Genomic DNA, 26,650 nt, shown 5'->3' with positions numbered 1-26,650 from the left:
GCCGGACGGCCGGGGCCGTTCAACCGAAGAACAAGCGGTCCCGCGCGACCGCGGGATCGAGGGCAACGGCAGGTCGTTCCGGGTCGTGCGGATAGGTCTGTACGTCCCGGAGGTGCCGGGCCGCGATCACCCGCGCCGATGCGGCGTCGCCGTCCTCGATGCACTGCAGGATCTGGCCGTGCACGGCCAACGCCTGCGCTCGTTCGGCCGGCGGGATGCTCTCCGGGTCCGCTCGCTCGCTGGCCCAACCCGTCACGTGGCTCGACCACAGGGCTTCGAGGGCTCCCGCCAACACGATCAACGACCGGTTTCCGCACAGGTGCACCACGGATTCGTGAAACCGTCGCGAGAGCGTGGTTGCGGCAACAAGATCGTCGACATTCGAGAGGGATTCCTCGTGCAGCGCGCGAAGGACCGGAACCACTTCGGTGCCCCTGTCTTCACGTTCCGCGCACAAGGCGGCGCACATCGGCTCGACCTCGTGGAGAGCGCGGCCGACGTCGTCGATGTCCGTCCCCGACATCGCGAGCACCATCGAGAGGCTGTATGCGACATTTCCGGGGGTGGGTCGGTGCACGACGGCTCCGCCCCGGTTACCGCGCCGGACACGGACGAGACCCTCGGCTTCGAGGATGCGCAGGGCCTCACGCAGGGACTGCACGTTCACCGGGTACTGCTCGCGCAGTTCGGCCTCCTTCGGCAGGAGGTCACCCTCGTTCAGGTCGCCCCGCAGGATGCGCTCGCGGATCTGGTCTGCCACCATCTCGGCCAGCCGCCGCCAGCGCAGGCTGCTCGGATCGGGACTCTGCGACTTCCCGCCCTGTCCCTGTGCAGGTACTGCCGTCACGTCCTTGTGCCCCCTGGAATCCATAACGGCTGAATTTACCAAATTTACAGAACTTAGCTGCGGTCGACGGTTGTCACCTCGGCGTCCACCAGGGTGGTTCGTCGTGGCACACCCGTGCCACATCGGCCGCTGTCATACCGAACATTCGCCGACGGCGCGGCGCACCGCCCGCTCGACCGGCGGATCCTCCATGAGGATCAGGACTCGGTCGGTCGGGCGGTGCGTCCGGTGCTGATGCTGCGCGGGGATCAGGCCGTCGATGGTTCACCGTTTCTTCCGGGCAGTCGCGTTGCCGCCAGCCCGCCGAGCACTGCGCATGCGGCGATCAACATGTAGGCCCACTGGAACCCGATGCCCTCGTACAACGGAATTCCGCCGGTCATCGCCTGAATGTTCGCATTGAGCACCACGAACACCACGGTCGTGCCGATACCCGCCATCAGGGTGCGACTCACCTCGGTGAGGCTGGAGCTGACCACCTGATGTTCGGGTGGCACCGCCGCGATGACGAGGTTCGGGATCGCGGCGCCCGCCAGTCCCACACCGAGATGGGCCAGGCCGGTCGCGGTGAGCACGAGCAGTTCGTCACCCCGCCCGACGCCCATAGTCAGCGCGCCGACCGCGATGGCCACGGCCGCCGCGACCATGTGCACCTTCGCTCCGAGTCGCCGCACGGTGAGCCCGACGATCAGTCCGCCGCCGACGATGCCGATTCCGTTGATCACGCCGAAGATCGCGAACTCACCGGCAGTCATGCCGAATCCGTAGTCGCCGCCGGCTTCGCGAGGCGTCATCGCCATGATCGCGAGGATCGAGCTGGTCGTGGTGCCGACGCCGTACACCAGACCCGAGGCGAGCACCGTGTACAACAGCGCCGGACGTCGCAGTTGCTGCAGATCGACCAGTGGTTCGGGGACGTGGCCCGCCTGCACGATCCAGGCTGCGAACAGCGCGCACCCGACCGCCAGCAGACCGAGCGTTCCGGCGCTGGTCCAGCCCCACTGCGGCGCCGAACTCACCGCGACCAGAACGGCAGCGACCGAGCTGCCCAGTAGGAACGCACCTACCAGATCGGGACGCGAATCCGTGGACCGCACCGGGGATTCCGGCACCACGAGCAATGCGGCGACCGCCAGTACCGCCGTGAGGACGGTGACGAACCAGAAGGCGCCCGCGACACCGTGATTGTCGATGAGCCAGCCCGCGAGGAACGGCTGCAGCACGACGACGATACCGGTGCCGGTCACGGTGACACTGACCGCGAACGGCACGATCTTCTCCGGGAAGACGTCCCGGATCAGCGAATAGCAGAGGAACGCGACCGAGAAGATCGCACCCTGCAGCGCCCGCCCGAGAAGGAACATCGGGAAGCTCGACGCGACCGCGGACAGCAGGGATCCGACGAGGGTGATGGCGAGCACGATCATCAACAGGCGCTTCTTGCCGTACATGTCGGCGAGCTTGCCCACCAACGGCATCGCGATGCTCGCGATGAGGAACGCGATCGTCATGGTCCAGCCGGCCTGTGCTGTCGCGTACTCGGCCGAGATGGCAGGCAATGCGGTACCCGCGAGGACCGCGGACACCGGGATGATCTCGCTGACGAGAATCAGGACGATCAGAATCGAGACCAACCGGGGCGTCCACCGGTGGGTGTCCTCCGCGACGGCGGCGGTGCCACCCGCCGGCACCGCGCCGTCGACGGTGCCCGTCACTGCGGAAGACCCTTCGTTCCGGCCGGCGGCGGCGTGTACCGGTGGCCCCACACCGCGCCCTCGGTGATCCGGTAGGTCGGGGCCGCGCCTTCGATTCGCTCACCACCCCATCCGATCTCGGTGGCGTGACCCTCGGGGGAGTAGGTGTAGAACGAGAGCATCCGGTCGTTGGTGTGCTTGCCCAGCGACTGCATCATCGGAACTCCGAGATCGTGGGCGCGATCGAGAGCCTTGCCCACGTCGTCGAGGTCGACGGTCTCCACCATGAAGTGCAGCAGCGCAGGGCCCGCGGCAGGATTGAGTCCGAGCGTGTGCTGGCGCGCGTTGCAGCCGAGGAAGTAGCTGGTGCCGCCGGGCAACGCGAGCGAGTTGCGTTCGGCGAATCCCAGTACCCCTACGTAAAATTTGTAGGCCGCTTCCGTGTCGACACAGTTGAGGATGACGTGTCCCATGCCTTGATCGCCGGTGACGAAGCCGGACACGTGCGGAAGCTCCACACGCCGATGGCTCAGCACCGGCCCGTAGAACAGTTCCACCCGGTTGCCGGACGGGTCGTCGAATGCGGCGAAGCCCGTGACCTGCCGCAGCGCACACTCCTCGGCGGTGCCGGCACGGGTTTCGATGCCCATGGCCTCGACCCGGGACACCAGATCCTTCAGGTCGGAGCGGTTGAGTACCTCGAAGCCGACGGCCTCCAGTCCCGGCGTGGCCGATTCGGTGACGACCAGGCGCGGCGGGTAATGGTCCATGCGGTAGTGCAGTGAGTCCGGCGACGGGCCGTCGACCGGCATCATGCCGATGAAATCGCGGACGAAGGTATTCCACCGCTCCGCCGACTCGACGTTGAGCCGTAAGTATCCCAGTGACAGAACAGGCATTGTGTACTCCTCGAGATCAGTAGAGGTTGCCGGGTTCGCCGGTAAGCATGTACCGGCCGTACTCGAAATTGACGATGTCCGGCAGGTTGATGGCGTGGTGCTGGCCGGCATGGACGTCGCGCCAGACCGATTGCAGGGCACTCGACAGCGCGATCGACCGTGGCCCACCCACCTGGTAGGCCTTGTCCGCCGCCGAGACCGCGAGCCCGACGGCCGCGATGTGATCGCGTTTGGTGCGCTGACGCATCGCCATCGAGACCGGCTCGCCGCGTTCGACGGCGTCGAAGGCGTCGGCGAGGTCGGACTGCAGGATTCGGTACGCGGTATCGACCTCGAAGTCCGCCTCGGTCAGGCGTGCCAGTGTGGCCGCGTGCGGCATCTTGGACGCGTCGATCGTCAAGCGGGACTTGTGGATCGAGACAGCTTCGTCGATCACTCGGCGGGCCATGCCGATCAACGGCACTGCGACGGCGTTGACGAACAGGGTGTACCAGGGCAACCGGAAGAGTCCGGCGGTGTTCACCTCGTTGCCGGGATAGCGTTCCGCGTAGAGGTCGACGACGTCGTGCGTGCGATGCTCGGGCACGAATGCGCCGTCGACGACGATGTCGTTGCTGCCGGTGCCGGCGAGCCCGGACATGAACCAGACGTCGTCGATGGTGTAGTCGGCGCGGGGGAGCAGCAGATGGATGTGCTGCCCGGTGCGCTTCCCCTGCTCGTCGGTGACCATCGCGCCCAGGAAGACCCAGTCGCAGTGATCGCTGCCCGACGAGAATCCCCACCGTCCGGTCAGTTCGTAGCCGCCCGGCACGATCTTGGCGGTGCCGGCCGGACTGTAGGACGAACTGATCCACGCGTCGGGGTTCTCTCCCCATACGTCCTTCTGGGCCTGATCCGGGAACAGGCCGAGGTGCCAGGAGTGGACGCCGACGACACCGGTGACCCAACCCGCCGAGCTCGACAGCCGCGCAAGCTCGTACATCGCGGTGTTGAAGACCCCCGGATCGGCCTCGAACCCGCCGTAACGCTTGGGTTGGATGAGTCGCATGACGCCCGCGTCGCGCAGGATTTTCGCGGTGTCCGCCGAGAGGCGGCGCTCCTCGGCGCACTCCGCCTCGAGTGCCTTCAGACGGTCGCCTGCGGCGAGGGCGGTGTCCAGTGCTTCGTGCCGGAACTCCATGTGGGGAAACTCCTTCGATGTCAGAGGGGAAATCAGCGGGTGAGGAAATCGGTGGTGAGCGACTCGAAGTCGTGCTTGCGCTCGACCTGCGCCCAGTGCCCGCATTCACCGAGGATGTGCAGGTCCGCCTTGGGCATGCGCCGGAGCGCGAACAGGGCGCCGTCCGGCGGCAGCATGCGGTCGTCGCGTCCCCACGTGACCAGGGTCCGGTGCGGGATCTCGTCGGTGCGTGCCCACAACGGAGCCTTGCCGGGCAGTGCCAGCGATGCCATGACCGCGCGCATCCGCTCGATGGCCCGGGGGGCGGTGGCGTTGTTCCAGCGTTCGTCGAGCAACTGCGGTGTGATCGTCGCCGGGTCGTAGACCATCGAGTCGACCCAGGCCTCGAGCGCCTCACGGGTGGGGTCGACGAGGAACGCGTTCAGACGCCGGGCACCCTCGCTCATCATCGGTCCGAGCAGCGGCGCGTACAGGCCGCCGGGGCCCATCAACACCAGGCGCTCGACGCGTTCGGGTGCGAGCGCCGCCGTCTCGAGTGCAACCCATCCACCCATGGAATTGCCGAGGAGGTGGGCCTTTTCGATACCGAGGTCGTCGAGCAGCCTGACCATCGACTCCGCGGCGAGTTCGGGGTACGGGCGGTCGTACTCGATATCCGGGCTCGCACCGAAACCGGGCATGTCGACGACGATGGTGCGGAAGTTGCGCGCGAAGACCGGCAGGTTCTTCGAGAAGTTGGACCAGCCGGAGACTCCCGGGCCCGACCCGTGCAACAGCACAAGCGGATGACCCTCACCGGCCTCGTGAAAGTGCAGTTGGTCGGTGGCTGACGGCCCGGAAGTGGTGGCGTCGTAGTCGAGGGTTTCCATGCTATCCAATCTCTTTTGCGGGGAGTGCATTTCGTCCCGGCGAGGCCGAGAGGACCCACGGGGAGGTGGGTCCACCACGGTGGGAACGTGGTGTGAGGCGGGTCACGAATGTGCATTATGGTAGCCGTTGTGGTCGACCTAATCAAGCGATCGATTGGAAAGCCAATCAATCGTTTGATAATTCCGCCTCGAAGGCGTTACCGTGGGGTCCGGCCGTCATGTGACGGCCGACACGATCACGAGTTCGGGCCCGGGAGGCAGCGATGGACAACGCGGTGGCTGCGCGTTACAAACAAGCCGGTTGGTGGGGTACGCGCTCGCTCGGTCGAGTGGTGGCCGACCACGCAAAGAGGATTCCCGCGGCGCCGGCCTTCGTCGCGGGTATGGACCGGACGAGCTGGCGCGACTACGACGTCTACGCCGACGCGATCGCGGCAGCACTGGTCGGCGCCGGGATCGAGCCCGGGGAACGAGTCGGAGTGCTCCTTCCGGACACTGCCGACGTACACGCGGCGTTGGTAGGAACCGAGCGCGCCGGTCTCGTGGCGATGGGCATCGGCGCACGTGCCGGTGACGCCGAGATCACGCACCTGCTGGGCCGTTCCGGTGCGGTCGCGCTGATCACCAGGGCGGACGACCGTGGCCGCGACGTCGAGCAATTGGGGAAGCTTTTGCTCGCGGCCGGGTTGCCGGTCCGCATACACTTCGTCATCGGTAACGGGCAGGTGCAGATGCTGCGTCGGCTCGATTCCGGGAGCTGGCGTGAGGTCCCGATCGAGTTCGCCCCGCACGACGTGGTGCGTCCGCGTGCCCTCGGCCCGGACGATGTCTCGATGCTGAACTCCACCTCGGGGACTACCGGCCTGCCGAAGTGTGTGGTGCAGTTCCAGAATCGCTGGATGCACTTCTCTCAGCTGGCCATCGAGGCCGGCGAACTCGGGCATGACGACGTTTTCCTCGCAGCTGTTCCTGCCCCCTTCGGTTTCGGACTGTGGACGAGCCACTTCGCGCCGACTCTGCTCGGGGCACCCACGGTGTTGCTGCCTCGTTTCAGTGCCGACGAGATGGTGCGAAAGATCGAGGAAGAACGGGTGACCGTTCTGTTCTGCGTCAGTACGCAATTTCGCATGCTGCTCGCGTCCGATCTGGCGGAACAGGTCGACCTTTCGTCCCTGAAGGTCATGTTCACCGGCGGGGAGGCGGTGCCTTACCCCGATGCAGCGCGATTCGAGGACCGGACCGGCGCCACTGTGCTGCAGTTCTTCGGATCCAACGAGAGTGGCGCCTTCAGCTACACGACGACCAAGGACCCTCGGGAGAAGCGGCTGACGACCGCGGGACGGATAGTACCGTCGATGACCGTTCGGCTGTATGACGACGAGGGGCGGGACATCACCGCGAGTGGCGGACCGGGACAGCCGGGTGGGACGGGGCCACTTCTGAGTATGGGGTACTACGACGACCCGGCGGCCAACGACGAGCTCTACGCACCGGACGGCTCGCTGCTCATGGGAGACCTGGTCACCATCGACGACAGCGGCTATCTCACGGTCGTCGGCCGCAAGGCCGAAATCATCATCCGGGGAGGGAAGAACATCTCGGCCGCCCACGTGGAGCGAGAGATGGAGACTCACCCGGACGTAGAGATGGCGGTGGCCGTAGGGCTTCCCGACGACGTTTTCGGTGAACGGGTTTGCGCAGTCATCAGCGGAAGTTCCGCTGCCGGTCCGACACTTCCCGACCTGACCGCGCATCTGGTCGAGCACGGGATAACCAAGGAGTACCTGCCCGAATATCTACTCGTCGTCGACGAGATACCTCGATCTTCGGGAGGCAAGCTGGCCAAGGGGAAGGTTCGAGATCTGGCTCTGGCAGCGCTCGCCGCCGGTGAACTCGAGGTTGCGGCGAGCGTCGGCCGCCTCGAGCCGGCAGGCAAAGGTGCACAAGGATGAATCCATCCGCGACCGTACTCGTTCCCGGTGGGACAGGCGGTCTCGGAGTGGCGGTCGTCGAACGGCTGCTGCGCGACGGCTGGCGCGTGGTGGTGCCGTCTCGTTCCGAGGCCGCCGATCGGCGACTGGCCGGGCTCGCCGACAGCGAGCTGGAGCTGGTTCGAGCCGACCCGCTGGACGAGGCAGCGGTCGGTCGCGCGGTCGAGGTGGCAGCCTCGCGGACCGACGCACCGCTACGTGGGCTGGTGAACTTGGTCGGTGGCTTTGCCATGGGTGGACGAGTCCACGAAACCAGGGTCGAGGATTTCGATGCACAACTGTGCCTGAACGTACGCCCGACATTCCTGGCCAGCCGGGCCGCGCTGCCGCACATGATCGCGACCGGTGGCGGGTCGATCGTGTGTATCTCCAGCGCAGCTGCCCGCGCCCCGTTCCCGGGAGCATCCGGCTACATCACCTCGAAGGCTGCACTGCTCGCGTTCGTCGACGTGCTGGCCACCGAGTACCGCGCCGAGGGAGTGCGGGTCAACGCCTTGCTGCCGACGGTGATCGACACCCCCGCCAACCGCACGTTGCAACCGAACGCGGACCGGTCCGCGTGGGTGACAACCGACCTGGTAGCCCGGACCGCCGCGTTTCTGGTGTCCGAAGAATCCGTGCCGACGACCGGCGCTCATATACCGGTGTCGGCGATCGGCCCCCGTGAGAGATCAGCCCGATGAGAGGGAAAGCCGTTGCGGTAGGGGCCGCTGCGTCAGTAGGAAGAACGCACGTCAGTGGGCCACGATGCTGTATTCGCCGAAGAAGGGAATCCCTGTGACCGAGATCGGCCAGCCGAACCGCGTTGTCAGCTTCACTCGAATGGACGAGTCGACGAAGGAGGACATCGATCTCATCTTCACCGAGTCGAAGAAGTTCCTCAACGATCGCTTGGTCGACACCATGATCGACTTGCTCGACTCCCTCAAAGGACCGACGCTGGGATACCAGGTCGACCGCTATGAGCACTCGCTGCAAACGGCTTCGAGGGCTCTCCGCGAAGGCGCCAGAACAGATCTGGTCGTCGCGGCCCTGCTGCACGACGTCGGTGACGCCATGGCACCGGCGAATCACGCAGAACTGGCAGCGTCGATCGTCCGTCCCTATCTGGACGCGGAATCGACCTGGGTCGTACAGCACCACGGCATCTTCCAGGGTTACCACTACTGGGACCGGCTCGGGCTCGATACCAATGCACGCGAAAAATTCCGTGGCTCTCCCTATTTCGATACCTGTGCCCATTTCTGCGCCGAGTGGGATCAGGTGTCCTTCGACCCGGCATACCCCACCTTGCCGATCGATCACTTCGTGCCGATGTTGCGTGAAGTCTTTGCCCGCCCGGCATCCGGTTTCGGTACGGACTGACAAGTGGTGCGACGGTCGGTCTCATACATCTGCAGCGAATCGTGTCCAGAAATTCGATGACCGTGTCGCCGGCAACTACCAGCCGGCGACACGGCAGAGGAACCCGTCGATCTACTCGTCGGTTCCGAGAATCATGGCGCTCGTGGGCACACCGGTACCTGCAGTCACCAACACATTCTCTACTCCGTCGACCTGGTTCACCGACATCCCGCGAACCTGCCGGACACCTTCCGCGATGCCGTTCATGCCGTGAATGTAGGCCTCACCCAATTGCCCTCCGTGCGTATTGATCGGGAGACTGCCACCGAGTTCGATTTCACCGTCACGAATGAAATGCTTGGCATCCCCTCGTTCGCAGAAACCGAACTCTTCGAGTTGGCACAACACGAACGGTGTGAAGTGGTCGTAGAAGATCGCTGTTTGAATATCCTTCGGGCCCAACCCGGTATCGGACCACAACTGTCTACCTACGACGCCCATTTCGGGCAGGAACGTGTCCTTGTCGGCCCGGTAGTAGCTCGTCATCGAGTGCTGGTCGTATCCCGAGCCCTGCGCGGCGGAACGGATAACCGCGGGCTTTGACACGAGGTCGCGTGCTCTTTCCAGACTGGTGATGACGAAAGCTTGACCACCATCCGATTCCTGGCAGCAGTCCAGAAGATGCAGCGGTTTGGCAATCCACCGCGAGGCCTGGTGATCTTCCAATGTGATGGGCGCTTCATAGAACCATGCGTTCGGGTTCGTCGCTGCATGGCGCCGGTCGGCTACCGCGACGCGTCCGAAGTCCTCGCTGGTCGCGCCGGAGACGTGCATGTACCGACGAGCCAGCATCGCAACCCACGACGCGGGGGTGAGCAGCCCATGGGGGACATACCAACCGAAGTGCGCCGCCCGGGCGTCCGGTGCCAATCCCTCCACGCTCATAGCTCTACCGAAGCGCCTGCCGGATCGTTCGTTGAACGCTCTGTAACACAGAACCGTTTCAGCAGCGCCTGTCGCGACTGCCATCGCAGCATGTAGCACGGTACCTGCAGCGGCCCCGCCGCCGTAGTCGACCAGACTGAAGTAGGACAGTTCCTTGCACCCCAATCCGCGAGCCACCTCGATCGTCGGGTTGGTGTCCATCGAGAAGGTCACCATACCGTCGACTTCGTGCGGCGAAATCCCAGCGTCATCGAGAGCCGCTTTGCATGCTTCGAGGGCAAGCTGCAGCTCGGAACGACCCGATGCTTTGGAGAATTCGGTAGCCCCGATGCCGACGATCGCTGTTTTGTCGACGATGTTATGCATGTGCAGTCACCTCGTTACTGTCCAGGGCGAGCACGGCAGTTCCCGACACGTGGACCCCCAAGGAGTTTCGACCCTCTATCGACACGCGAGCCGTTCCGTCCTCTGAGAGCTCGTCTATGTGCCCTGTGAATGTCAGACAGTCACCGGGAAAGTTCGGTGCTCCGAGGGTGATATCGAGCTTCTTCAATCGTGCTTCGGGGCCGGCCCAGTCGGTGATATACCGGCCCACGAGGCCGTTCGTCGTCAGGATGTTCATGAAGATGTCTTGTGTACCGGCCGCTCGGGCAGCATCGCGGTCGTGGTGAACGGGCTGGAAGTCTCGTGTGGCAATGGCGCCGGCGACCACGAGGTACGTCGTAACGGGAACGTCGGAGGCAGGAAGACGATCCCCGGCCTGGTAGTTCTTCACGGCAGTACTCCTGTTCGGGGTTCGGTGGCGGACGGCTACGCGCACAGTGACGCCGTCGGCAATGTCAACTCGTCGTCTACCGCATGTGCGGTTACCTCGACTTTCATGCCGATCTCGACGTCGTCTTCCCTGGTTCCTTCCAGGTTCATCACCAAACGTGGACCCTCGGTCAGCTCGATCAAGGCAACGATGTACCCGTCCTGGAAAGGTGGCACGATGGGATGATGCATTACGACATAGCTGATCAATTCGCCCTCGCCCGACATCTGTCTCGGCGACCAATCCAACGAGTGGCAGTTGGGACACATAGGCACTGGCGGGTGGCGCAATTCTTCGCATGAGTTGCATCCTTGAACTGAAACCCTCCCGGCCTTCAGTTCGTCGTAGAAGAACTGGTTGTCACCATTGATCGGGGGACGAGGTCGTATCGCGTCAATCATCTTCTCTGCCTTGAGTATTGGTGTACCACAATGTTCGGAAACGCATCGAACCGACAAATTGCTCCGTCTGGTCCGTATAGGTGGTGAGGGTCGTGACAAAATAGCCGGAACCGAGTTTCGTCGACTTCCGCGTTGACAGATGTTCGACCTTCTCGGCGCAGGTCAGCACATCACCCGGAATCAGGTATCGCGCGTACTCCTGCGCGCAGTTCACTGCAACGACGTTTGCGAAACCTCCCTCACGTAACAGGCTGTAGACACGTTCGACATCATTGGGACGCGACGCATCGATCTCACCGGGGCTGGGCATGTTCCACACCTGTAGCGCACTGGGCGGAGCCACGACATCCGGGTGTCCTGCTTGTTCCGCCGCTTTCCGGTCCAGATATACCGGATTCCGGTCCCTGATCGCATCACACAGATGATGAATCATGGGTTCATTCACCGGATCCCGCGCAACCGAGACCCGTGCATCACCCGACTCGATGATCAGGTGTATTTCCTTTTCCATACGGTCTTGGTCCATCATCTCCCCCTCGACCGCGCGTAATCGGATGTGCGCAGGGCAGTGAGAAGGTTGGTTCGGCTGTTCTTGTCGAAGTCTTCCGATATTCTGTCCACATCTTCCTGCGTCAGAAGTCGATACTGCAGATCTGCGGACGGCCGGTAGTAGATGACATCGTCCACGTACCACAATTCGTTGCGCAACTGCACTTTGTCGATCTTGCGCGTCGCAGTGACGGGAACGTTGGTGACGATTCGGACATATTTGGGAGCCCACTTGGTCCCGAGGTCGGGTTGGTCTTCCAGGAACTGCGCAAAGCCGCCGGGGTCGAAGTGTCGGGGATCCGCGACTTGCAGTGTCGCCATGACCTGGTCCCCCGTCCGCTCGTCGGGAGCCGGATACACTGCTGCAAGAACGACCTGAGGGTGGCGTGAAAGGATGCGCTCTATCGGCGCAGCCGAAAAGTTCTCGCTGTCGACTCGCAACTTTTCCCCGGCCCTGCCCGCGAAATAGAAGTAGCCGTCCTCGTCGCAGTATCCGAGGTCGCCGGTCAGGAAAATATCTCCTCGGATCCGTTCGTCGGCAGCCGAGGGATTCTTGTAATAGCCCTCGAATTGTCGGGCACCGGTCAGATTGGCCATCTCTCCGATGGCCTCGCCTGCATTCAGGAGGCGACCGTTCCGGTCGAATCTGGCGCGGGCGCATTCTTCGAGCGTCTCCGGATCGAGGATTGCTGCCCCCATCTCGTCTCGGGGACGTCCTAACGCGTCTTCGGGCGTGTCCGTTGTTCTGACGATCGCGAGACCGCCTTCGCTGGCTCCGTAGCTTTCCGTGGGAACTATTCCGAAGCGACGTTCGAACTCCTCACGGTCGACTTTCGACGCTTCGGTGCCGAATGCGAACTTGAGGAAGGTTTGCTTCTCCTCGGGGCGTTCGGGTCGGGACAGGACGTACGCAAGTGCGCGGCCGACATAATTGAAATACGTCGCCTTGAACTTCAGAAGGTCGTCGACGAAGCGCGAAGCCGAGAATTTTCGGGCCAGCGCAAATGTTCCGCCGGTGTACAGAGGATTCGACCAGCACGCCATGAGTGCGTTGCCGTGGAAGAGTGGCATGGCGTTGTAGGAGACGTCGTCGCGCCCGAGGTTCATGTGCGCACGCGATGCAATTCGCGCAAATCGACCCGTCGAGCAAATTACTGCCTTCGGTTTTCCCGTGGATCCGGAAGTGAAGAGGAGCAACAACTGTGTCTGTGGGTCATGTGCTGCAGGAACATCCGGTATTCCGCGATCTCGATACGAGTCGAGCCGATTGCTGTACTCCGACGAATCGATCAGGATGATCTTGTCCGGGTGTAGCCCGAGTTGGAGACCCTCCAGGCGTTTTACGAGAACGCTGTCGGTGATGATCATCTCGCAATCGGTGTAGCGGATATCCGCGGCCAGTTCCTCACCGTTTCGAGTCAGATTGATGCCGACCGCCGTCCCTCCCGCGAAGGAAGCACCGCCTATTGCGAACAGGTAGTCGGGAACGTTCTCGAGCATGATGCCGATATGAAAGGGCCGGTCAGGGTCATGGAGGTCCTGGAACAAATGGGCTCGTCGGCTCGATTCGGCGACGAACTCTCGCCACGACCATTGCGAGTCCTCGAAAAGGAGGGCGGGATGGTCATCCGCCGCCCGCCTCCGTAGCAAGTCCGCCGTGGTCAACGGGGCATCGTGATTCAACAGAACTCCTTTCGTGGCCACCATTCTGGGATCGGTCATCTTCAGATCCCTGCGGTGAGGACAGCACTGAGCTCGTCGAGCAGAGCGGGCGCCGGCCCTGCGACAATGTCGAGTTCTCGAACCCAGAGAAAAAATCGATGGATGTGGTTGTCGACGTCGGCGCCCATACCGCCGTGAAGGTGTTGAGTCGCGTGCACTACACGGACACCTCCTTCACGTGCCCACCATGCCGCCACCAGAGCGGCTGTCGCTGCGTCTTCACCCTGGTCGAGTTGCCAGGCTGCGTCCAACATCGTCAACCGGATGGCTTCGGTGTCGATGTAGGCGTCGGCCGCCCGCATTGCCACCCCTTGATTGGTCGACAAAGGCCGGCCGAACTGCTCCCTGGTAGATGTGTACTCCGCGGTGCGCTTCACAGCCTCTTCGCACAGACCCAACTCGAGCGCCGCGATCCCGGTCAGCAGCCGGGTGCGTATCCACCGTGCCGGGTCTCCGGAATGTGAGGGGCGGCCCACGAGATCGCGATTGTCGACGTGAACCGAGTTGAAGTCTATGGAGGCGTGGATATTACGGCTGATGCCTTCGAAGCGGTCGACCTCGAGTCCGTCGCGCTCGAGGGACAACAGAAATGTTCGAGTGCATCGTGAATCGTCAGCGAGAACGAGGACGTGTGTGCACGATCCCGCCAGGTAGACCTGAGGGAGGCTTCCGTTCAGAACCCAGCCGTAGTCATGCCCTTCGGCACGTACGCTGCCCCACGGATCGGAAACGGCCACTGCGATACGGGCGCTACCGTCCCGGATCGACGGCAGGGCCGGGGAGTCCACATCACCGAATTCCGCTAGGGCAGATGCGGCGATGGACGTGGACACGAGGGGGACTCGGCTGAGATGTCTGCCTTGTTGTTCCAGCACAATCGCCAGTCCCACCGTGCCCACGCCGCCTCCACCGATCTCGGCGGGCAGGACGACATCCAGCAACCCGGTGTCGATCAATCGAGTCCATAGTTCGCTGTCGAACGCCTGGCCGGCGCGTTCGAGTTCTGCAACCCGCTCGTCGGTGCTGTGTTTCGCAAACACCGACACTGCGAGTTCATGGACGATCTGTTGTTGCTCGTCGAACGAGAAGTCCATGCTGCGCTCGGTCATCGAGTCCTCCGTGCCATGCCAAGTCGGTTCCATGCAACGATTTCTCGTTGAATCTCTGCTACGCCTCCGCCGAACGTGTTGATCTGTGCAGAAAGGTTCAGCAGAGCGAGGCGTCCGGAGTCGCTCCGCCATGGTTGTTCTGTGATGCGCATCGCTGTCGAACCACGCACTTCGAGTAACATGCGATAGACGTCGATTGCGGTTTCGGTGGCAAACACTTTGGCGGCGGATGCGTCTCCTGGGAGTGCAGATCGGTCTCCGGTCGCGTCCACGAGTTGCCAGTTCAGTAACTGCATGGCTCGTACTCGGGCGTACGATTCCGCGAGCTTGGTTGCAGCCCAAGGGAGCTCGATCACAGCGCGATCGTCCGGCGTCTTTGCGCATCGGGCCCATTCGATGGTGTCCTCGAGCATCCCTTCGCACACGCCGCTGAGTGCTGCGAGACCGATGCGCTCGTGGTTCAACTGGGTGGTGATCATTTCCCAGCCGCGGTTCTCCTGGCCCACGACGTTCGTGACCGGAACCCGTACATTGTCGTAGTAGGTCGCTGTCGTCGTCCCGCCGCCGACCGTGTGTATCGGCGTTGCCGAGAACCCGTTCGAACTGGTCGGTACGAGGATCAGCGAAATGCCCTTGTGTTTGGGCGCCTCCGGGTCGGTGCGGGCTGCAAGCCAGATCCAGTCGGCGCCGTCGGCTCCGGACGTGAACACCTTGTTCCCATTGATGACGTATTCGTCGCCGTCGCGGACCGCGCGTGTGCGCAACGATGCCAGGTCGGTGCCGGCGGCCGGTTCCGTGTAGCCGATGGCAAATATCAGTTCTCCGCGAAGAATTCGGGGCAGAAAGTACTCCTTTTGGTCTTCCGAGCCCTTGGCCATGAGTGTCGGGGCCACCGTGGTGAGCGTGACCATCGGTAGCGGTGCTCCGGCGCGATAGGCCTCGTCGAAGAGGACATATTGCGCGTCCGGCCCTTTGCTCTGACCGCCGAAGTCCGTCGGCCATCCGATACCGAGCCAGCCGTCGCTTCCCATCTGCCGCAACACTCGGCTGCGGGTCGGGCCACCGGCCGCGCCTTCCGCGCGGAGTTCGGCACGGACCTCTTCTGTGAGTAGGAGATTGAAGTACCGGCGAAGTTCTTGGCGCAGCTTGTCGGTCTTCTCCGACGTTCGTAGATACACCCGCTGCCTCCTTTCTGTCGTGGGCTCGGTCCCCACGCTGCGGCGCTGGGACGATCGCGGTGTGTATTGAGGCTAACGACTACTCGTTGCGCATACAAGACTTGTATATGCAACAGTTGTGTCTCACCACTATGGGCAGCGCATGCAGTAGAATGGGCGCGCAAGAGGCGTGGGAGTCGACGTGTTGAGGAGATACGAGAATGCCTGTTCCGCCGAACTCCGAGGAGCTCGTGCCCGATCGGATCACCACGCCGGTATGGGGCGACCTGCAGCCCGAAAGTGAATCCGTGGTTATCGGAGACCGCTTGATCGACGTGACCCGCCGGTTTCTGCATACGAAACGGCGGGAGTGGAACCAGACAAAGTTGTACACGGTCGATGGTCAGGGACTCGGCGTCGCTCAGATCGATGCTCTGGAGGTGGTGGCTCAGCACGGCGAGATGCACATGAATCAGCTTGCAGCGAAGCTGAGGCTCGACCCCTCGACAGTCACACGCGCAATCAACCCTCTGGTTGAGATGCAGCTCCTCGAGCGCTATACCGATCCTTCGAACCGCAGGTACGTCGTCCTTCGATGTACCCCGAGCGGAGAGGCGGCCGTCGGGCGCTTCGTCGAGGAGCGCCGGCGTGTGATGCGAGAAATGCTGGACCCGATGGACCCTGCTCGCCGCTTGTTGCTCGTCGAGCTTTTCGAGGAGTACACGGCTCTTCTCGAGCAGAATCAGGCGAGGAGAGAAGATGCGGCCGGCTGATCGATTGCGAGTTGTCCTGGTGTGCCAGTGCCGGCAGTACTCATGGGGCAGGTGCGGTCGGCTCGCAGAGTCGGTCGAGCGGCCGCAACGGTCTGCGTGCTCATGATGGTCTCGGCCTCGACGAACCTCGAGGCGCTGAGCCGGGGTTGGGGGTATCTGCTCGACGAGCAGGCCGCGCTCGGGTAGTCGTATGTCACTACCCGAGCGCGGCCCGCTCGGCAAAGGGCGCGTGATCGACCATCGAGGTAGGTGAGCGACCGGGCGTCCTCGCGTCACCTGTGAAAGAAGAATCATCTTCTGCAGCGGTAGATCTCGAATGTCAGGCCCGGATATGCCACATCATCCGGCAGATCCCGAAGGGAATGTCCGAGATCAGTCGCGGATGAACGCCTTGTCGAACAACATGATGTGGTCGATCGACGGATTCATTCGAAAGACGTTCGGGGACCACGCGACGTAGGTATTGCTGGCTCCCCATGCGAGGAACGGCTGTTCCTCGTTCACGTACGTCTGGATGTCGTCGATTGCCTGCTTCTTCGTCTCGGCATCCGGAGCGGACAGTACCGCGGCAAGGAGGCTGTCGGCCTTCGGATCTGCAAGACCCACAAGGTTGTTCGCCTTGCTGTGCATCGCATTGAACATGCGGATCTCGGGGTCGATGTCGGAGGCATTGTATGCGCCGTGTGCAAGGTCGAAGTCACGGTCGACGTAGACGCGCCTGATCATGTCCGGGGCACTGTTGGTGTACTCGATCGAGGTGTCGAATCCGACTGAATCGAGTTGTGCCTGTATTGCCAGAGCGAGCTTCTGGGCATCGGGGTCATTGATGCTGACGTAGGTGACTTTGCCGTCGAAACCATCCTTCTTCGCCTCGTCGACCAGTTGCTCGGCCCTGGAGGCTTCGGGCGTGACGCCGGTTTCCTCGCCGTGCCATTGCGACCACGGCTGGAACAGGTCGGTACCGGGCAGGCCTTGCCCGTCCCGGGCTCGCTGGTTGAGGACTGTGGGGTCGAGGGCATAGGCCATCGCCTGACGTAGCCGTCGATCCGCGCCAGGACGCCCTGGTGCTTGGTTGATCTGTCCGATCATCGCTTGGCTGTGAGCCTCGATGAATCCGGGAAACTCTTCCTTCGCGGCATTGACGGTGGCGGCGTTTCGGAGGTAGATCGCCTGTACGCCACCGGTCCTCAGTGTCTCGATCTTCGCCTGCTCACCTGCAACGGCGACAAACTTCAGACCGTCGAGATTGGGTTCCCCACCCCAGTAGTCGGGCCGGGCTTTCAATTCGAGTTCTTGCTGGGGAAGCAGTTTGACAACGCTGAAGGGTCCGGCGCCGATAGGCGTGAAGGTGTCACCTTGCTGCGCGGAAGGCGCCACGATCATGCCGTGTCCGTAGCAAAGGATGGCGGGAAAGTTGGACCACGCTCTGTTCAGCTTGAACTCGACGGTGCTGGAGTCCTTCGCGGTGACGCTCTGGACGATCTCGGTGAACAGCTGTGAGTAGAGCCCTCGATTGTCGTTGTATCGCTCGATGCTGGCAACCACCGCGTCGGCATCGAAAGGTGTACCGTCGCTGAACCGTACATCGGCCCGCAACGTCAAGGTCCATGTCGACCGATCTGTGCTCTCCTCGAGAGACTGCGCGATCTGAGGCACGAACGTTTGCGAATCCGCGTCGTATCGCATGAGCACGTCGTACACGGCTGCCATTTCGGTGCCCCCAGTGGGGCCCGCTCCCTGAGTCTTCGCTGGGTCCAGGTTGGTGACAGGGGAGTACGAGGCGAAGCTCAGCGTTCCACCCTTGGTGGGTGTGCCCGGATCGCCTTGGTCGCCCAGGACCCCACGCGGCACCGAGGTGGAATCCGCTTGTCCGCTCCGGGCATCGTCGCCCGCGGTCGTGTTGGCGCAACCCGCCAGGACGACGGCGGTCACCGCCATGGTCGACAGGAGCCTGCCGAACCTAGAGTATTTGATTGTCACTGATTGACCTCCATGCTCTTGGAACACTGCTCGTCGGTGCGAAGGTGGTACGCCCAGTTAGGAGAAGCCGCTTGCGTACGGTCCGGACCGTCGTCACTGGGTTTGTGCGTGTGCCGCATTACCGGGCTACCGAGGGCAATACTTCGCGCGCAGAGAAAGATTGAGCTGACGGGTAGAGGCGTGCGTGGCCTGATCGCGTCAGTGGTCTCCACTTCTGCCGCTCTGCCGGCCTCGGCGCATCACTTTCGATGTGGCGACGGTAACAATCGAGGCTTGGCTGTGCAATAGTTGTAGGGGCCATGAATGAATCTCGCCTCGGCGACAGCGACAACAGGTGTAACTTCCGGAGTTGCTCGGCCGGGACGAACTTCGTTCCGTACGAACGGGAACGCACGGCATCCCGCCAGGCACGGCCGGGGTTCATTCGGCTCGGAGAACCTGATCACCTGCGATTCCGTGTGGTGAGCACAAAGTCATGCCAACACAGAGATTGGGACCCATGAACACAGTGAGGAGGGGATAACACGATGGTGAGAACAGTGATCGACAAGTTGACCGAACTGGTCGTGGTGCTCTTCATCGTCAGCCTCGGCACCTTCGCTCTTGTATCGTTCATCCCCGGCGATCCGTCGGTCGCGATACTCGGCGAGGGCCACGCGCCCGAGGACTACGCGCGGGTGCGCGCCGAGATGGGCCTCGATGATCCCTTCTTGACTCGGTACTGGCACTGGTTGTCGGGTGCGCTTCAGGGCGATCTCGGAACTTCCATGGTCCCGCCACAGGGGCCGGTCATCGACAGCATCGGCAGGGCGATGCCCGTCAGCCTCCAACTGGCATTGATGGGCCTGGTCATCGCGATCGTCGTCGCGGTGCCGTTGGCTGTGTACTCCGCTCGTCACCAGGGCAGCTGGATCGATCGCGCGATCGGGGCCGGCACGTTCGGTGTGTTGTCGATCCCGAGTTTTCTGTCCGGTCTCCTGCTGATCATGCTGGCGGTGAATCACCTGGGATGGTTTCCCCGGTCCCAGTGGGTCCGCATCTCGGAGGGGTTGGGGCAGAACCTCTACCACGCCATCCTTCCGGCGATCGCCATCAGCCTGCTGGAGATGGCGATGTTCACCCGTATTCTCCGCAGCGACCTGGTCATGACACTCAGGGAAAAGTTCATCCTCGTCGCCAAGGCGAAGGGTATGTCGAACACTCGGCTACTCTTCAGCGACGCGTTGCGCCCGTCGTCGTTCTCGCTGATCACGATGCTCGGCGTCGTCCTCGGTTCGATGATCGGCAGCACCGTTATCGTCGAGACGCTGTTCTCGTTGCCCGGGATGGGTTCGCTCATCGTCCGCGCGGCGCAGCAGGGTGATATGCCGATGGTGCAGGGTGCGGTGCTGGTTATCGCCGTCATCTACGTCGTGGCCAACGGCGTCATCGACATCGCCTACGGATACCTCGACCCAAGGAGCCGACGAGCCCATGTCTGAGACCACAACCGACGAAATCGAGATGCCGGCCATCACAGGGCGCGTCCTCGACGACGCGAATGCAGGGAGGTCGGCCGACGCGTCCGACCTCGTGGAACGCCGCAACCTGTACCGGATCGGAGCGTTTCTGACAGTGGTGGGCGTCGTCGCCATCGGTATCGGTCTGGCGCCGCTACTGGTCATCGGCGTCCGGACCGTGCTCTTCGTGGTCGGACCGGTCGCGCTGTACATGGGAATGCGCCGGCTCGGGCTGGCCCGGTTCGGCGCGGACTTCGACCTGACCTTCGTCCTGTCCTGTGTATGGCTGGCGGCTCTCATCGCGGCGGCGCTGTTCGCCCCACTGCTACCGCTGGCCGAGCACGAGGACACTACCAAGACCCTCGCCGCCGAGAGCTATGCCGAACCGAACTTGTTCTCGTCCAACCCATTGGGAACCAACAATTTTGGTCTCGACTTGCTCGCGCGTTCCGTCTACGGTGCCCGGTCGTCGCTCATCGTTGCTGTGGCAGCCGTGCTGATCGGTATGGTCATCGGCGGAGCGATCGGCATCGTCGCAGGCTACTTCGGAGGCAAGGTCGACCGCATCATCGGTGTCATGACGAACTCGCTGCTCGCGGTACCAGCTCTGATCCTGCTGATCGCGCTCGCATCGGTGCTCGAACCGAATCTGCGAAACATTGCGCTAGCTCTCGCCATACTGGCGATTCCCAGTATGGTCCGTATCGCCAGAGCGAACACGCTTGTGTACTCTCAACGCGAATTCGTGCTTGCCGCAAGGTCTATGGGAGCAACTAAGCTGCGAGTGATGCTCCGTGAGATCGCACCGAACGTTGCACTGCCGCTGGCCTCGCTCGGCATGGTGATGATCTCGGTAATGATCGTTGCCGAAGCATCGCTGAGCTTCCTCGGGCTCGGCATTCAGCCACCGTCCCCGACATGGGGCAACATGATCTCCGAAGGGCAGGGGAACGTCTTCGAGCAGTATCCGTACGTCGTGCTGGTGCCCGGCTTCTTCCTTTTCTTGACCGTGTTCTCGTTCAATATGGTCGGTGAGAAAGCTCAGAGGAAGACCGGGGGCACTCGGGAGGTGAAATTGTGAGCAGTAATGAACCGATCTTGACGGTGGACAACGTGTCCACCAGGTTTCGCACCAAGCGCGGACAACTCCGGGCGGTCGAGCAAGTCTCCTTACAGCTCGCCGCCGGGGAGACGCTTGGCCTCGTCGGCGAATCCGGATCGGGTAAATCCGTTCTGGCGCAGACGATCATGGGTCTCGTATCGAACGATAGCGGTACCACTGTCACGGGCGAGGTGCGCTTCATGGGCCGGAACATGCAGACTTCGACCCGCAAGGAGCAGCAGCAGCTGTGGGGCAAGGATATCGCGATGGTGTTCCAAGACCCGATGTCGGCACTCAATCCCTTCAAACGGATCGGTACCCATATCACCGAGTCCCTTCGCACGCACCTCGGCCTGGGCAAGATCCAGGCGAACGAACGCGCGATAGAACTGCTGCGCAAGGTGCGCATTCCCGAACCTGCGCGGCGCATCGACCAGTACCCGCACGAGTTGTCAGGCGGTATGCGCCAGCGCGTGGTCATTGCGATGGCACTCGCGTGTGGCCCGAAACTGACCATCGCAGACGAACCGACGACCGCGCTGGACGTCACCGTCCAGAAGCAGATCCTCGAGCTGCTCGATTCGCTGCGCACCGAACTCGGGATGGCCACTATTCTGGTCAGTCACGACCTCGGAGTTGTTGCCGGACAGACGGACCGGGTTGCGGTGATGTACGCGGGACGGATCGTCGAGATGGCACCCACCCGAGAGCTGTTCACCGGTCCGCGACATCCTTACACCGAGGCTCTCCTGGCGGCGGTGCCTCGCCTCGACCAGCAACCGCACGCCCGCCTCGAGTCCATCGACGGCGGCCTGCCGGACATGACCGAGCCCCCCATGGGATGCGCCTTCGCGTCCCGGTGCAAGTACGTGCAGCAGTCGTGCCGGGAGGTGGTGCCGGTCCTGACTGCCACTCTGGATACCGTCGGAGCCCGCCACCCGCATGAAGTGGCCTGCCATTTCCCTCTGGGCGGTGTGGCTGTGAGCGACCTCGGAGCGCCGGGAGCCGCCGACACCAACGATGTCGAGCTCGAAGTGGAGACCATCTGATGGCCGGTAGTGGTGTTGCGCACCTGCGCAAGAACGAGAAACCTGTGCTCGCAGTCGAGAATATGGTGGTGGAGTTCCCCGTCGGGCGGGGACAGACGGTACACGCCGTCTCGAACATCAGCTTCGACCTACTCCAGGGCGAAACACTCGGCATCGTCGGTGAATCGGGCTGCGGCAAGTCCACTGCCGGGCGCGCCGTTCTGCAGTTGCCGGCGCCGAAGTCCGGCAGTGTGGAGATCGACGGAACCGAGCTGACCACGCTGAGCGCGTCGGCACTGCGTAAGATTCGAGCGCAGATGCAGATGATCATGCAGGACCCGGTCTCGTCGCTCAATCCGCGCCGCAAGGTCAAGCATCTCGTCACGGAGGGCCCCCGCATGTGGGGCCAGCGCAACAAGGAGCGGCTCGACCGATTGGGTCGGAACCTGCTGCAATCGGTCGGGCTCGATCCGGACATGGTGTGGGAACGGCTTCCGGGCGAGCTCTCGGGCGGTCAGTGTCAGCGGGTGTGCATCGCGCGCGCCATGATGCTCAAGCCGAAGGTTCTCATCTGCGATGAACCCGTGTCCAGCCTGGACGTCTCGGTGCAGGCCCAGATCCTCAACCTCCTCGAGCAGGCCAAGGCTGAGTTCGAGCTTACGATGATCTTCATCGCCCACAACATGGCGGTGGTGAAGAACATCAGCGACCGAGTCATGGTCATGTATCTCGGCAAGGTGTGTGAGATCGCGCCGAGCCGAGAAATGGAAAGCCTGGCGTTGCATCCGTATACACAGTTGCTGTTGGCGTCGATCCCCGATCCTGACATTCTGCGCGGCGAATCCGAGGCCGTACCTCTCATCGAGGGAGACCTTCCGTCTCCTCTCGATCCACCATCCGGTTGCCGGTTCCGCACGCGATGTCCACTGGTGACCGACCGCTGCGCGGCGGAAGAACCGTTGCTGCGCGAGATAGCGGAAGGTCATTACGTGGCGTGTCACAATGTCTGACGCGTAGTAGTGCGAGCGATGAAAGTCCTGTGCGGTCCGATCGGTGGCCGGCAGCCATCCGTGCCCAGTCGGCGAGTCGACCTACTTTGTCACGGGTTCGGCATCAATGCGATGCTTGCAATCGCGCACGACTATAGCATCATGCGCGGCGCAAACGACGTGCCTATCGGAGGAAGCGCGCATAGTCCGCACGCCGCTCTGCCTTCAGTGTCGTGTTGAGCACCAGCCGGGTCTGGAGGCGGATGTAGTCGTCGAGGGTGTAGATGGATCCGAAGTGCCAGTGCTTGAGCGCCCACCCGTGGGCGAGCAACAGGATGTCGAACACCATCAGGTCGACGTCGATGGGCTCCATGATTCCGGCGGCGATACCGTCATCGAGGGCGGAGCGCAGCGGCGCCGACGTCTCGACCTCCAGTTCCTTGATCCGGGCGCGACCGTCGGCGTCGAGCGTGCGGCTCTCCCGGTAGGTGAGGACGGTGGCGTCGAGGTTCTCGTCGACGATCTCGATGTAGCGACGGATGCCGGCGGCGAGCCGTTCGACGGGATCGTCGCCGGCGGCCTCCATCGCAGGTTCGATCTGGTCGCGGAAGGTGTCGAGGATCGAGACGATGGTGGCGAGGAGGATCTCCTCCTTGCCACCGAAGTACTTGTAGATCAATCCGACGCTGACACCGGCCTCGTCGGCCAGCGCCTGCATCGACATCTGGTGGAAACCGGTGCGCTGCATGACCTGCACGGCGGCGTCGAGGACCTGCTTGCGGCGGGAACTGGTACGAACTGCCCGCACGGCCTCTTCCACGGGAAGTGCATCGTGGTCGGTGGTCATAGGGGCTCCTCGTCGCTTTTCGGTCCGATTCACAGTACCGAGTGCTCAGCGGTGTGAATCGTGCAGCTGGGACGGTCGTCAGATCCCGAGATCCTTCGCAACGATCGTCTTCATGATCTCGGTGGTTCCGCCGTAGATCGTCTGGATGCGGGCGTCGACGAAAGCGCGTGCGACGCCGTATTCGCGCATGTAGCCATAGCCGCCGTGCAGTTGCAGGCAGCGATCGGCGACACGCACCTGCAGTTCGGTGGCCCACCACTTCAGGCGCGCGGCGCGGGCGGCGGTGAGCTGCCCGGCCACGTGCTCGGCGATGCAATCGTCGAGGTAGGTGCGGGCGATGTCGAGCTCGGTGGCCAGCTCGGCGAGCACGAACTGGGTGTTCTGGAAGCTCGACACCGGCTTCCCGAAGGCCTTCCGTTCGCGGACGTAGTCGAGGGTCTGCGCGAGGACGCCTTCGGCGGCTGCGACCGCGCCGATGGACAGCGACAACCGTTCCTGCGGGAGGTTGTGCACCAGCTGGTAGAAGCCGCGACCTTCGTCGCCGAGCCGGTTCGCGACCGGCACCCGCATGTCGGTGAACGTCAGCTCGCTGGTGTCCTGGGCATGCAGACCGATCTTCTCGAGATTGCGTCCGCGGGAGAAGCCGGGGGTGTCGGCCTCGACGACCAGCAGCGTCAGACCCTTGTGCGGGTCGTCGGAGGTGCGGGTCGCGACCACGAACAGGTCGCCGTTCTGACCGTTGGAGATGAACGTCTTGGCTCCGTTGACGACGTAGTGGTCGCCGTCGCGCACCGCGGAGGTGCGGATGCCGGTGAGGTCGCTGCCGGTGCCGGGTTCGGTCATGGCGATACCCAGCACCGTCTCGCCGCGGACGACGCCGGGCAGCCACCGCGCCTTCTGTTCGTCGTCGGTCAGCTCGGTCAGGTAGGGCAGCACCACGTCGTTCTGCAGGGAGAACGCAATGCCGGCTGCGGCGTTGCCGGCGCGGTTGACCTCCTCGATGAGGATGGCGTTGTAGCGGAAGTCGTCGACACCGGGACCGCCGTACTCCTCGTCGACGGAGAAGGCGAGCAGTCCGAGCTTGCCGGCCTCGGTGAACAACGACCGGTCGAGGCAGCTCGCGTGCTCCCAGTCCTCGTGCACGGGAGTGATCTTGCTGTGCACGAAGTCGCGTGCGACCTCTCGGAACTGGTTGTGCTCGGTCTCGTATTCGAGGCGTGCATTCATCGGGTGATCCTCGAGTCGGTGGGTGCGGTGAACAATCCTGCGGCGAACTCGTCGGCTGCCGTTCGGGTTGCCTTGTAGTGCAGTTTCTTTCCGGTGGCAGAGACCGGCAGCGACTCGACGAACCGGTAGGCACGCGGTCGCTTGAATGTGGAGAGCATCGGATGCTCACGGCAGTGCGCGTCGAGGACGTCGGCCGTGACATCGGAACTTCCGGCGACGATGTATGCGACGACGACGCGTCCCCAGCGCTCGTCGGGCACGCCGACGACGAGGCAGTCGGACACACCCGGATGCGAGTTGAGCGCTTCCTCGACCTGCACCGGATGGACGTTCTCCCCACCGCAGACGAGCATGTCGTCCTTGCGTCCGACGATCGTGACGAACTCTTCGGCGTCCCATGTGGCGAGGTCGCCGATGTGCAGCCACCCGTTGTTGAACTTGGCCTTCTCCTGGTCGGGGGAGTCGAAGTAGGCGTTCGAACCCTTGGGGGAGCGGACGATTACCTCTCCGACCTCTTCGCCGTCCTTGGCGACGACGTCGTCGTGGTGGGCGAGTCGGTCCTCGTAGATGTGGACCACGCGCACGTCGTCGTCGGTGCAAGCGCGACCCGCGGTGCCGGCATGTTCGGGCAGATCGGTGGGGCGCAGGAAGGTGTTCCAGAACCCTTCGGTGCTGCCGTAGCCGTTGAAGATCCGCGGGTTGAGGACCTGTTGGTAGCGCAGTGCCGCTTCGCGTTCGAGCGGCGCACCCATCGTGACGATGCCGCGCAGCGATGACAGGTCGCGCGGACGGGCCTCCTGCGCGGTCGCGAGCATCGCGAGGTTGGTGGGCGCTCCGATGAGGAAGGTGAGGCCGTGCTCGGCGACGAGGTCGAGGACACGGTCGGCGTCGAAGGTGCGCAGCGGCAACACTTCTCCGCCGATGTAGAAGACCGGGTTGGGTCCCCCGGAGTACAGGCCGCCCCTGTGGAACCACGGCGTCATGTTGAGCGTCTTGTCCTCGGGGCTCAACGGGAAGTGCATGATGACGTCGTGCGCGCTGAAGATCTCGATCATGCTGTTGAGCGGCACACCCTTCGGCATGCCGGTGGTGCCCGAGGTGTAGAGGCGGGTGGTCTCGTCCCACACCGTCCGGTGCAGCGGCGGGAGCGCGACCCGATCCGCCGCCAGGTGCCGGTACCGCACGACGGTGGCGCCGGGAACGGAGACAGGGTCGCCGTCGCCCACCGCGACGATCACCTTCGGTGTGTGCGCCGAGCGTTCCAGCGCCTCCGTCACCATCGGGGTGAGCTCGGTGTCGTAGACGAAGACCGTGGGTGCGGACTTGTCGAGGATGAACGAGGTTTCGCCGGAGGCGAGCCGGAAGTTGATCGGCGAACCCACCGCGCCCACCGCCTGGGTGGCGAGATACAGCTCGGCGAACTCGACACTGTTGAACAGCTGATAGGCGACGACATCCCCGGCCTGCACACCTGCATCGGCCAGACCTGTGGCGACTCGGTCGACACGCTCGCCGAGTTCGGCGTAGGTCAACCGGGTTCCGGTGTCGGGATCGGTGATGGCAACGCGGTTCCCGTACCGTCCCAGGTTGCGCCGGAAGCCGTTGAGATACGTGAAGTCGTTCTCGAAGTACTCCCGGTAGGCCCGGGCGTTGTACGACGCGCTCATGATTCGATCTCCCCTGA

At 63.2% G+C, this 26,650-nt stretch carries 25 protein-coding genes; 9 read left to right on the top strand and 16 right to left on the bottom strand.

The window, feature by feature from the left end; genetic code table 11:
• Nucleotides 1-19: 19 nt before the first annotated feature.
• From PV766_RS11745 to PV766_RS11725, 5 genes are all read right to left on the bottom strand, one after another.
• Nucleotides 20-847: a FadR/GntR family transcriptional regulator gene (locus PV766_RS11745; RefSeq protein ID WP_129975433.1), complete on the bottom strand. Its 828-nt coding sequence runs from the start codon at nucleotides 845-847 to the stop codon at nucleotides 20-22.
• A 248-nt stretch (nucleotides 848-1,095) separates the two neighbouring features.
• Entirely contained in the window at nucleotides 1,096-2,562 is a 1,467-nt protein-coding gene (locus PV766_RS11740) for an MFS transporter (protein ID WP_165369183.1), read from the bottom strand.
• The gene (locus PV766_RS11735) at nucleotides 2,559-3,440 is read right to left on the bottom strand and encodes a VOC family protein (protein WP_129975436.1); all 882 of its coding nucleotides are present in this window, start codon (nucleotides 3,438-3,440) and stop codon (nucleotides 2,559-2,561) included. The genes PV766_RS11740 and PV766_RS11735 overlap by 4 nt, the downstream gene beginning before the upstream one ends.
• 16 nt (nucleotides 3,441-3,456) lie before the next feature.
• Nucleotides 3,457-4,620 (bottom strand): acyl-CoA dehydrogenase family protein, encoded by a 1,164-nt coding sequence (locus tag PV766_RS11730; protein ID WP_129975438.1) that lies wholly within the window; start codon nucleotides 4,618-4,620, stop codon nucleotides 3,457-3,459.
• Nucleotides 4,621-4,652: 32 nt separating this feature from the next.
• Nucleotides 4,653-5,489 (bottom strand): alpha/beta fold hydrolase, encoded by an 837-nt coding sequence (locus tag PV766_RS11725; RefSeq protein WP_129975440.1) that lies wholly within the window; start codon nucleotides 5,487-5,489, stop codon nucleotides 4,653-4,655.
• A gap of 263 nt (nucleotides 5,490-5,752) precedes the next feature.
• Here PV766_RS11725 and PV766_RS11720 point away from each other — a divergent pair, with 263 nt between their 5' ends.
• The 3 genes from PV766_RS11720 (at nucleotide 5,753) to PV766_RS11710 (ending at nucleotide 8,845) form a co-directional block, all read left to right on the top strand.
• Nucleotides 5,753-7,441, top strand: a complete 1,689-nt coding sequence (locus tag PV766_RS11720; RefSeq protein WP_129975442.1) for a class I adenylate-forming enzyme family protein — start codon at nucleotides 5,753-5,755, stop codon at nucleotides 7,439-7,441.
• Entirely contained in the window at nucleotides 7,438-8,163 is a 726-nt protein-coding gene (locus PV766_RS11715) for an SDR family NAD(P)-dependent oxidoreductase (protein WP_129975444.1), read from the top strand. The genes PV766_RS11720 and PV766_RS11715 overlap by 4 nt, the downstream gene beginning before the upstream one ends.
• 94 nt (nucleotides 8,164-8,257) lie before the next feature.
• Nucleotides 8,258-8,845: an HD domain-containing protein gene (locus PV766_RS11710; protein WP_242496615.1), complete on the top strand. Its 588-nt coding sequence runs from the start codon at nucleotides 8,258-8,260 to the stop codon at nucleotides 8,843-8,845.
• Between the two features lie 111 nt (nucleotides 8,846-8,956).
• Here the strand turns inward: PV766_RS11710 and PV766_RS11705 are convergent, their stop codons facing one another.
• The 7 genes from PV766_RS11705 to PV766_RS11675 are packed head-to-tail and all read right to left on the bottom strand — an operon-like array spanning nucleotide 8,957 to nucleotide 15,542.
• Nucleotides 8,957-10,135, bottom strand: coding sequence for a lipid-transfer protein (locus PV766_RS11705; protein WP_129975448.1), 1,179 nt, complete (start codon nucleotides 10,133-10,135; stop codon nucleotides 8,957-8,959).
• A complete protein-coding gene (locus PV766_RS11700) occupies nucleotides 10,128-10,544 on the bottom strand; it encodes a MaoC family dehydratase (RefSeq protein ID WP_129975450.1) in 417 nt (138 codons plus the stop codon). Before PV766_RS11700 ends, PV766_RS11705 begins: the two co-directional genes overlap by 8 nt.
• A gap of 35 nt (nucleotides 10,545-10,579) precedes the next feature.
• Nucleotides 10,580-10,984: a Zn-ribbon domain-containing OB-fold protein gene (locus tag PV766_RS11695; protein WP_129975452.1), complete on the bottom strand. Its 405-nt coding sequence runs from the start codon at nucleotides 10,982-10,984 to the stop codon at nucleotides 10,580-10,582.
• Nucleotides 10,977-11,513, bottom strand: coding sequence for an FAS1-like dehydratase domain-containing protein (locus tag PV766_RS11690; RefSeq protein WP_129975454.1), 537 nt, complete (start codon nucleotides 11,511-11,513; stop codon nucleotides 10,977-10,979). Before PV766_RS11690 ends, PV766_RS11695 begins: the two co-directional genes overlap by 8 nt.
• Entirely contained in the window at nucleotides 11,510-13,255 is a 1,746-nt protein-coding gene (locus tag PV766_RS11685) for an AMP-binding protein (protein WP_129975456.1), read from the bottom strand. The genes PV766_RS11690 and PV766_RS11685 overlap by 4 nt, the downstream gene beginning before the upstream one ends.
• Before the next feature lie 2 nt (nucleotides 13,256-13,257).
• The gene (locus tag PV766_RS11680) at nucleotides 13,258-14,364 is read right to left on the bottom strand and encodes an acyl-CoA dehydrogenase family protein (protein WP_165369184.1); all 1,107 of its coding nucleotides are present in this window, start codon (nucleotides 14,362-14,364) and stop codon (nucleotides 13,258-13,260) included.
• On the bottom strand, nucleotides 14,361-15,542 hold the full coding sequence (locus tag PV766_RS11675; protein ID WP_129975460.1) for an acyl-CoA dehydrogenase family protein: 1,182 nt from the start codon (nucleotides 15,540-15,542) through the stop codon (nucleotides 14,361-14,363). The genes PV766_RS11680 and PV766_RS11675 overlap by 4 nt, the downstream gene beginning before the upstream one ends.
• A 200-nt stretch (nucleotides 15,543-15,742) precedes the next feature.
• Between PV766_RS11675 and PV766_RS11670 the strand changes: the two genes are divergently transcribed.
• Complete coding sequence (locus PV766_RS11670) at nucleotides 15,743-16,294, top strand: MarR family winged helix-turn-helix transcriptional regulator (protein ID WP_129975462.1); 552 nt, start codon at nucleotides 15,743-15,745, stop codon at nucleotides 16,292-16,294.
• Between the two features lie 27 nt (nucleotides 16,295-16,321).
• A complete protein-coding gene (locus PV766_RS11665; protein WP_165369185.1) occupies nucleotides 16,322-16,480 on the top strand; it encodes a hypothetical protein in 159 nt (52 codons plus the stop codon).
• Between the two features lie 186 nt (nucleotides 16,481-16,666).
• Here PV766_RS11665 and PV766_RS11660 read toward each other — a convergent pair whose 3' ends face one another.
• Entirely contained in the window at nucleotides 16,667-18,274 is a 1,608-nt protein-coding gene (locus tag PV766_RS11660) for an ABC transporter substrate-binding protein (protein WP_165369186.1), read from the bottom strand.
• A gap of 527 nt (nucleotides 18,275-18,801) precedes the next feature.
• Between PV766_RS11660 and PV766_RS11655 the strand changes: the two genes are divergently transcribed.
• The 4 genes from PV766_RS11655 to PV766_RS11640 are packed head-to-tail and all read left to right on the top strand — an operon-like array spanning nucleotide 18,802 to nucleotide 22,913.
• Nucleotides 18,802-19,755, top strand: a complete 954-nt coding sequence (locus tag PV766_RS11655) for an ABC transporter permease (RefSeq protein WP_129975464.1) — start codon at nucleotides 18,802-18,804, stop codon at nucleotides 19,753-19,755.
• Entirely contained in the window at nucleotides 19,748-20,854 is a 1,107-nt protein-coding gene (locus PV766_RS11650) for an ABC transporter permease (protein ID WP_129975466.1), read from the top strand. The genes PV766_RS11655 and PV766_RS11650 overlap by 8 nt, the downstream gene beginning before the upstream one ends.
• Entirely contained in the window at nucleotides 20,851-21,924 is a 1,074-nt protein-coding gene (locus PV766_RS11645; RefSeq protein ID WP_129975468.1) for an ABC transporter ATP-binding protein, read from the top strand. The genes PV766_RS11650 and PV766_RS11645 overlap by 4 nt, the downstream gene beginning before the upstream one ends.
• Nucleotides 21,924-22,913 carry an ABC transporter ATP-binding protein gene (locus PV766_RS11640; protein ID WP_129975470.1) on the top strand — a complete coding sequence of 330 codons (990 nt, stop codon included), beginning with the start codon at nucleotides 21,924-21,926 and terminating at the stop codon, nucleotides 22,911-22,913. The genes PV766_RS11645 and PV766_RS11640 overlap by 1 nt, the downstream gene beginning before the upstream one ends.
• Nucleotides 22,914-23,076: 163 nt before the next feature.
• On the opposite strand, the gene PV766_RS11635 is transcribed toward PV766_RS11640, so the two are convergent.
• From PV766_RS11635 to PV766_RS11625, 3 genes are all read right to left on the bottom strand, one after another.
• Nucleotides 23,077-23,739 carry a TetR/AcrR family transcriptional regulator gene (locus PV766_RS11635; protein WP_129975472.1) on the bottom strand — a complete coding sequence of 221 codons (663 nt, stop codon included), beginning with the start codon at nucleotides 23,737-23,739 and terminating at the stop codon, nucleotides 23,077-23,079.
• A 78-nt stretch (nucleotides 23,740-23,817) separates the two neighbouring features.
• Nucleotides 23,818-24,966, bottom strand: a complete 1,149-nt coding sequence (locus tag PV766_RS11630; RefSeq protein ID WP_129975474.1) for an acyl-CoA dehydrogenase family protein — start codon at nucleotides 24,964-24,966, stop codon at nucleotides 23,818-23,820.
• Entirely contained in the window at nucleotides 24,963-26,633 is a 1,671-nt protein-coding gene (locus tag PV766_RS11625) for a class I adenylate-forming enzyme family protein (RefSeq protein WP_129975476.1), read from the bottom strand. The genes PV766_RS11630 and PV766_RS11625 overlap by 4 nt, the downstream gene beginning before the upstream one ends.
• Between the last annotated feature and the right edge of the window lie 17 nt (nucleotides 26,634-26,650).

The sequence above is a fragment of the Rhodococcus sp. As11 genome (assembly GCF_048957735.1).
In the GTDB taxonomy this organism is placed as follows: Bacteria; Actinomycetota; Actinomycetes; order Mycobacteriales; family Mycobacteriaceae; genus Rhodococcus; species Rhodococcus gordoniae.
The sequence above is the reverse complement of the archived record's forward strand: the minus strand, read 5'-3'. Positions and strand labels throughout refer to the sequence as shown.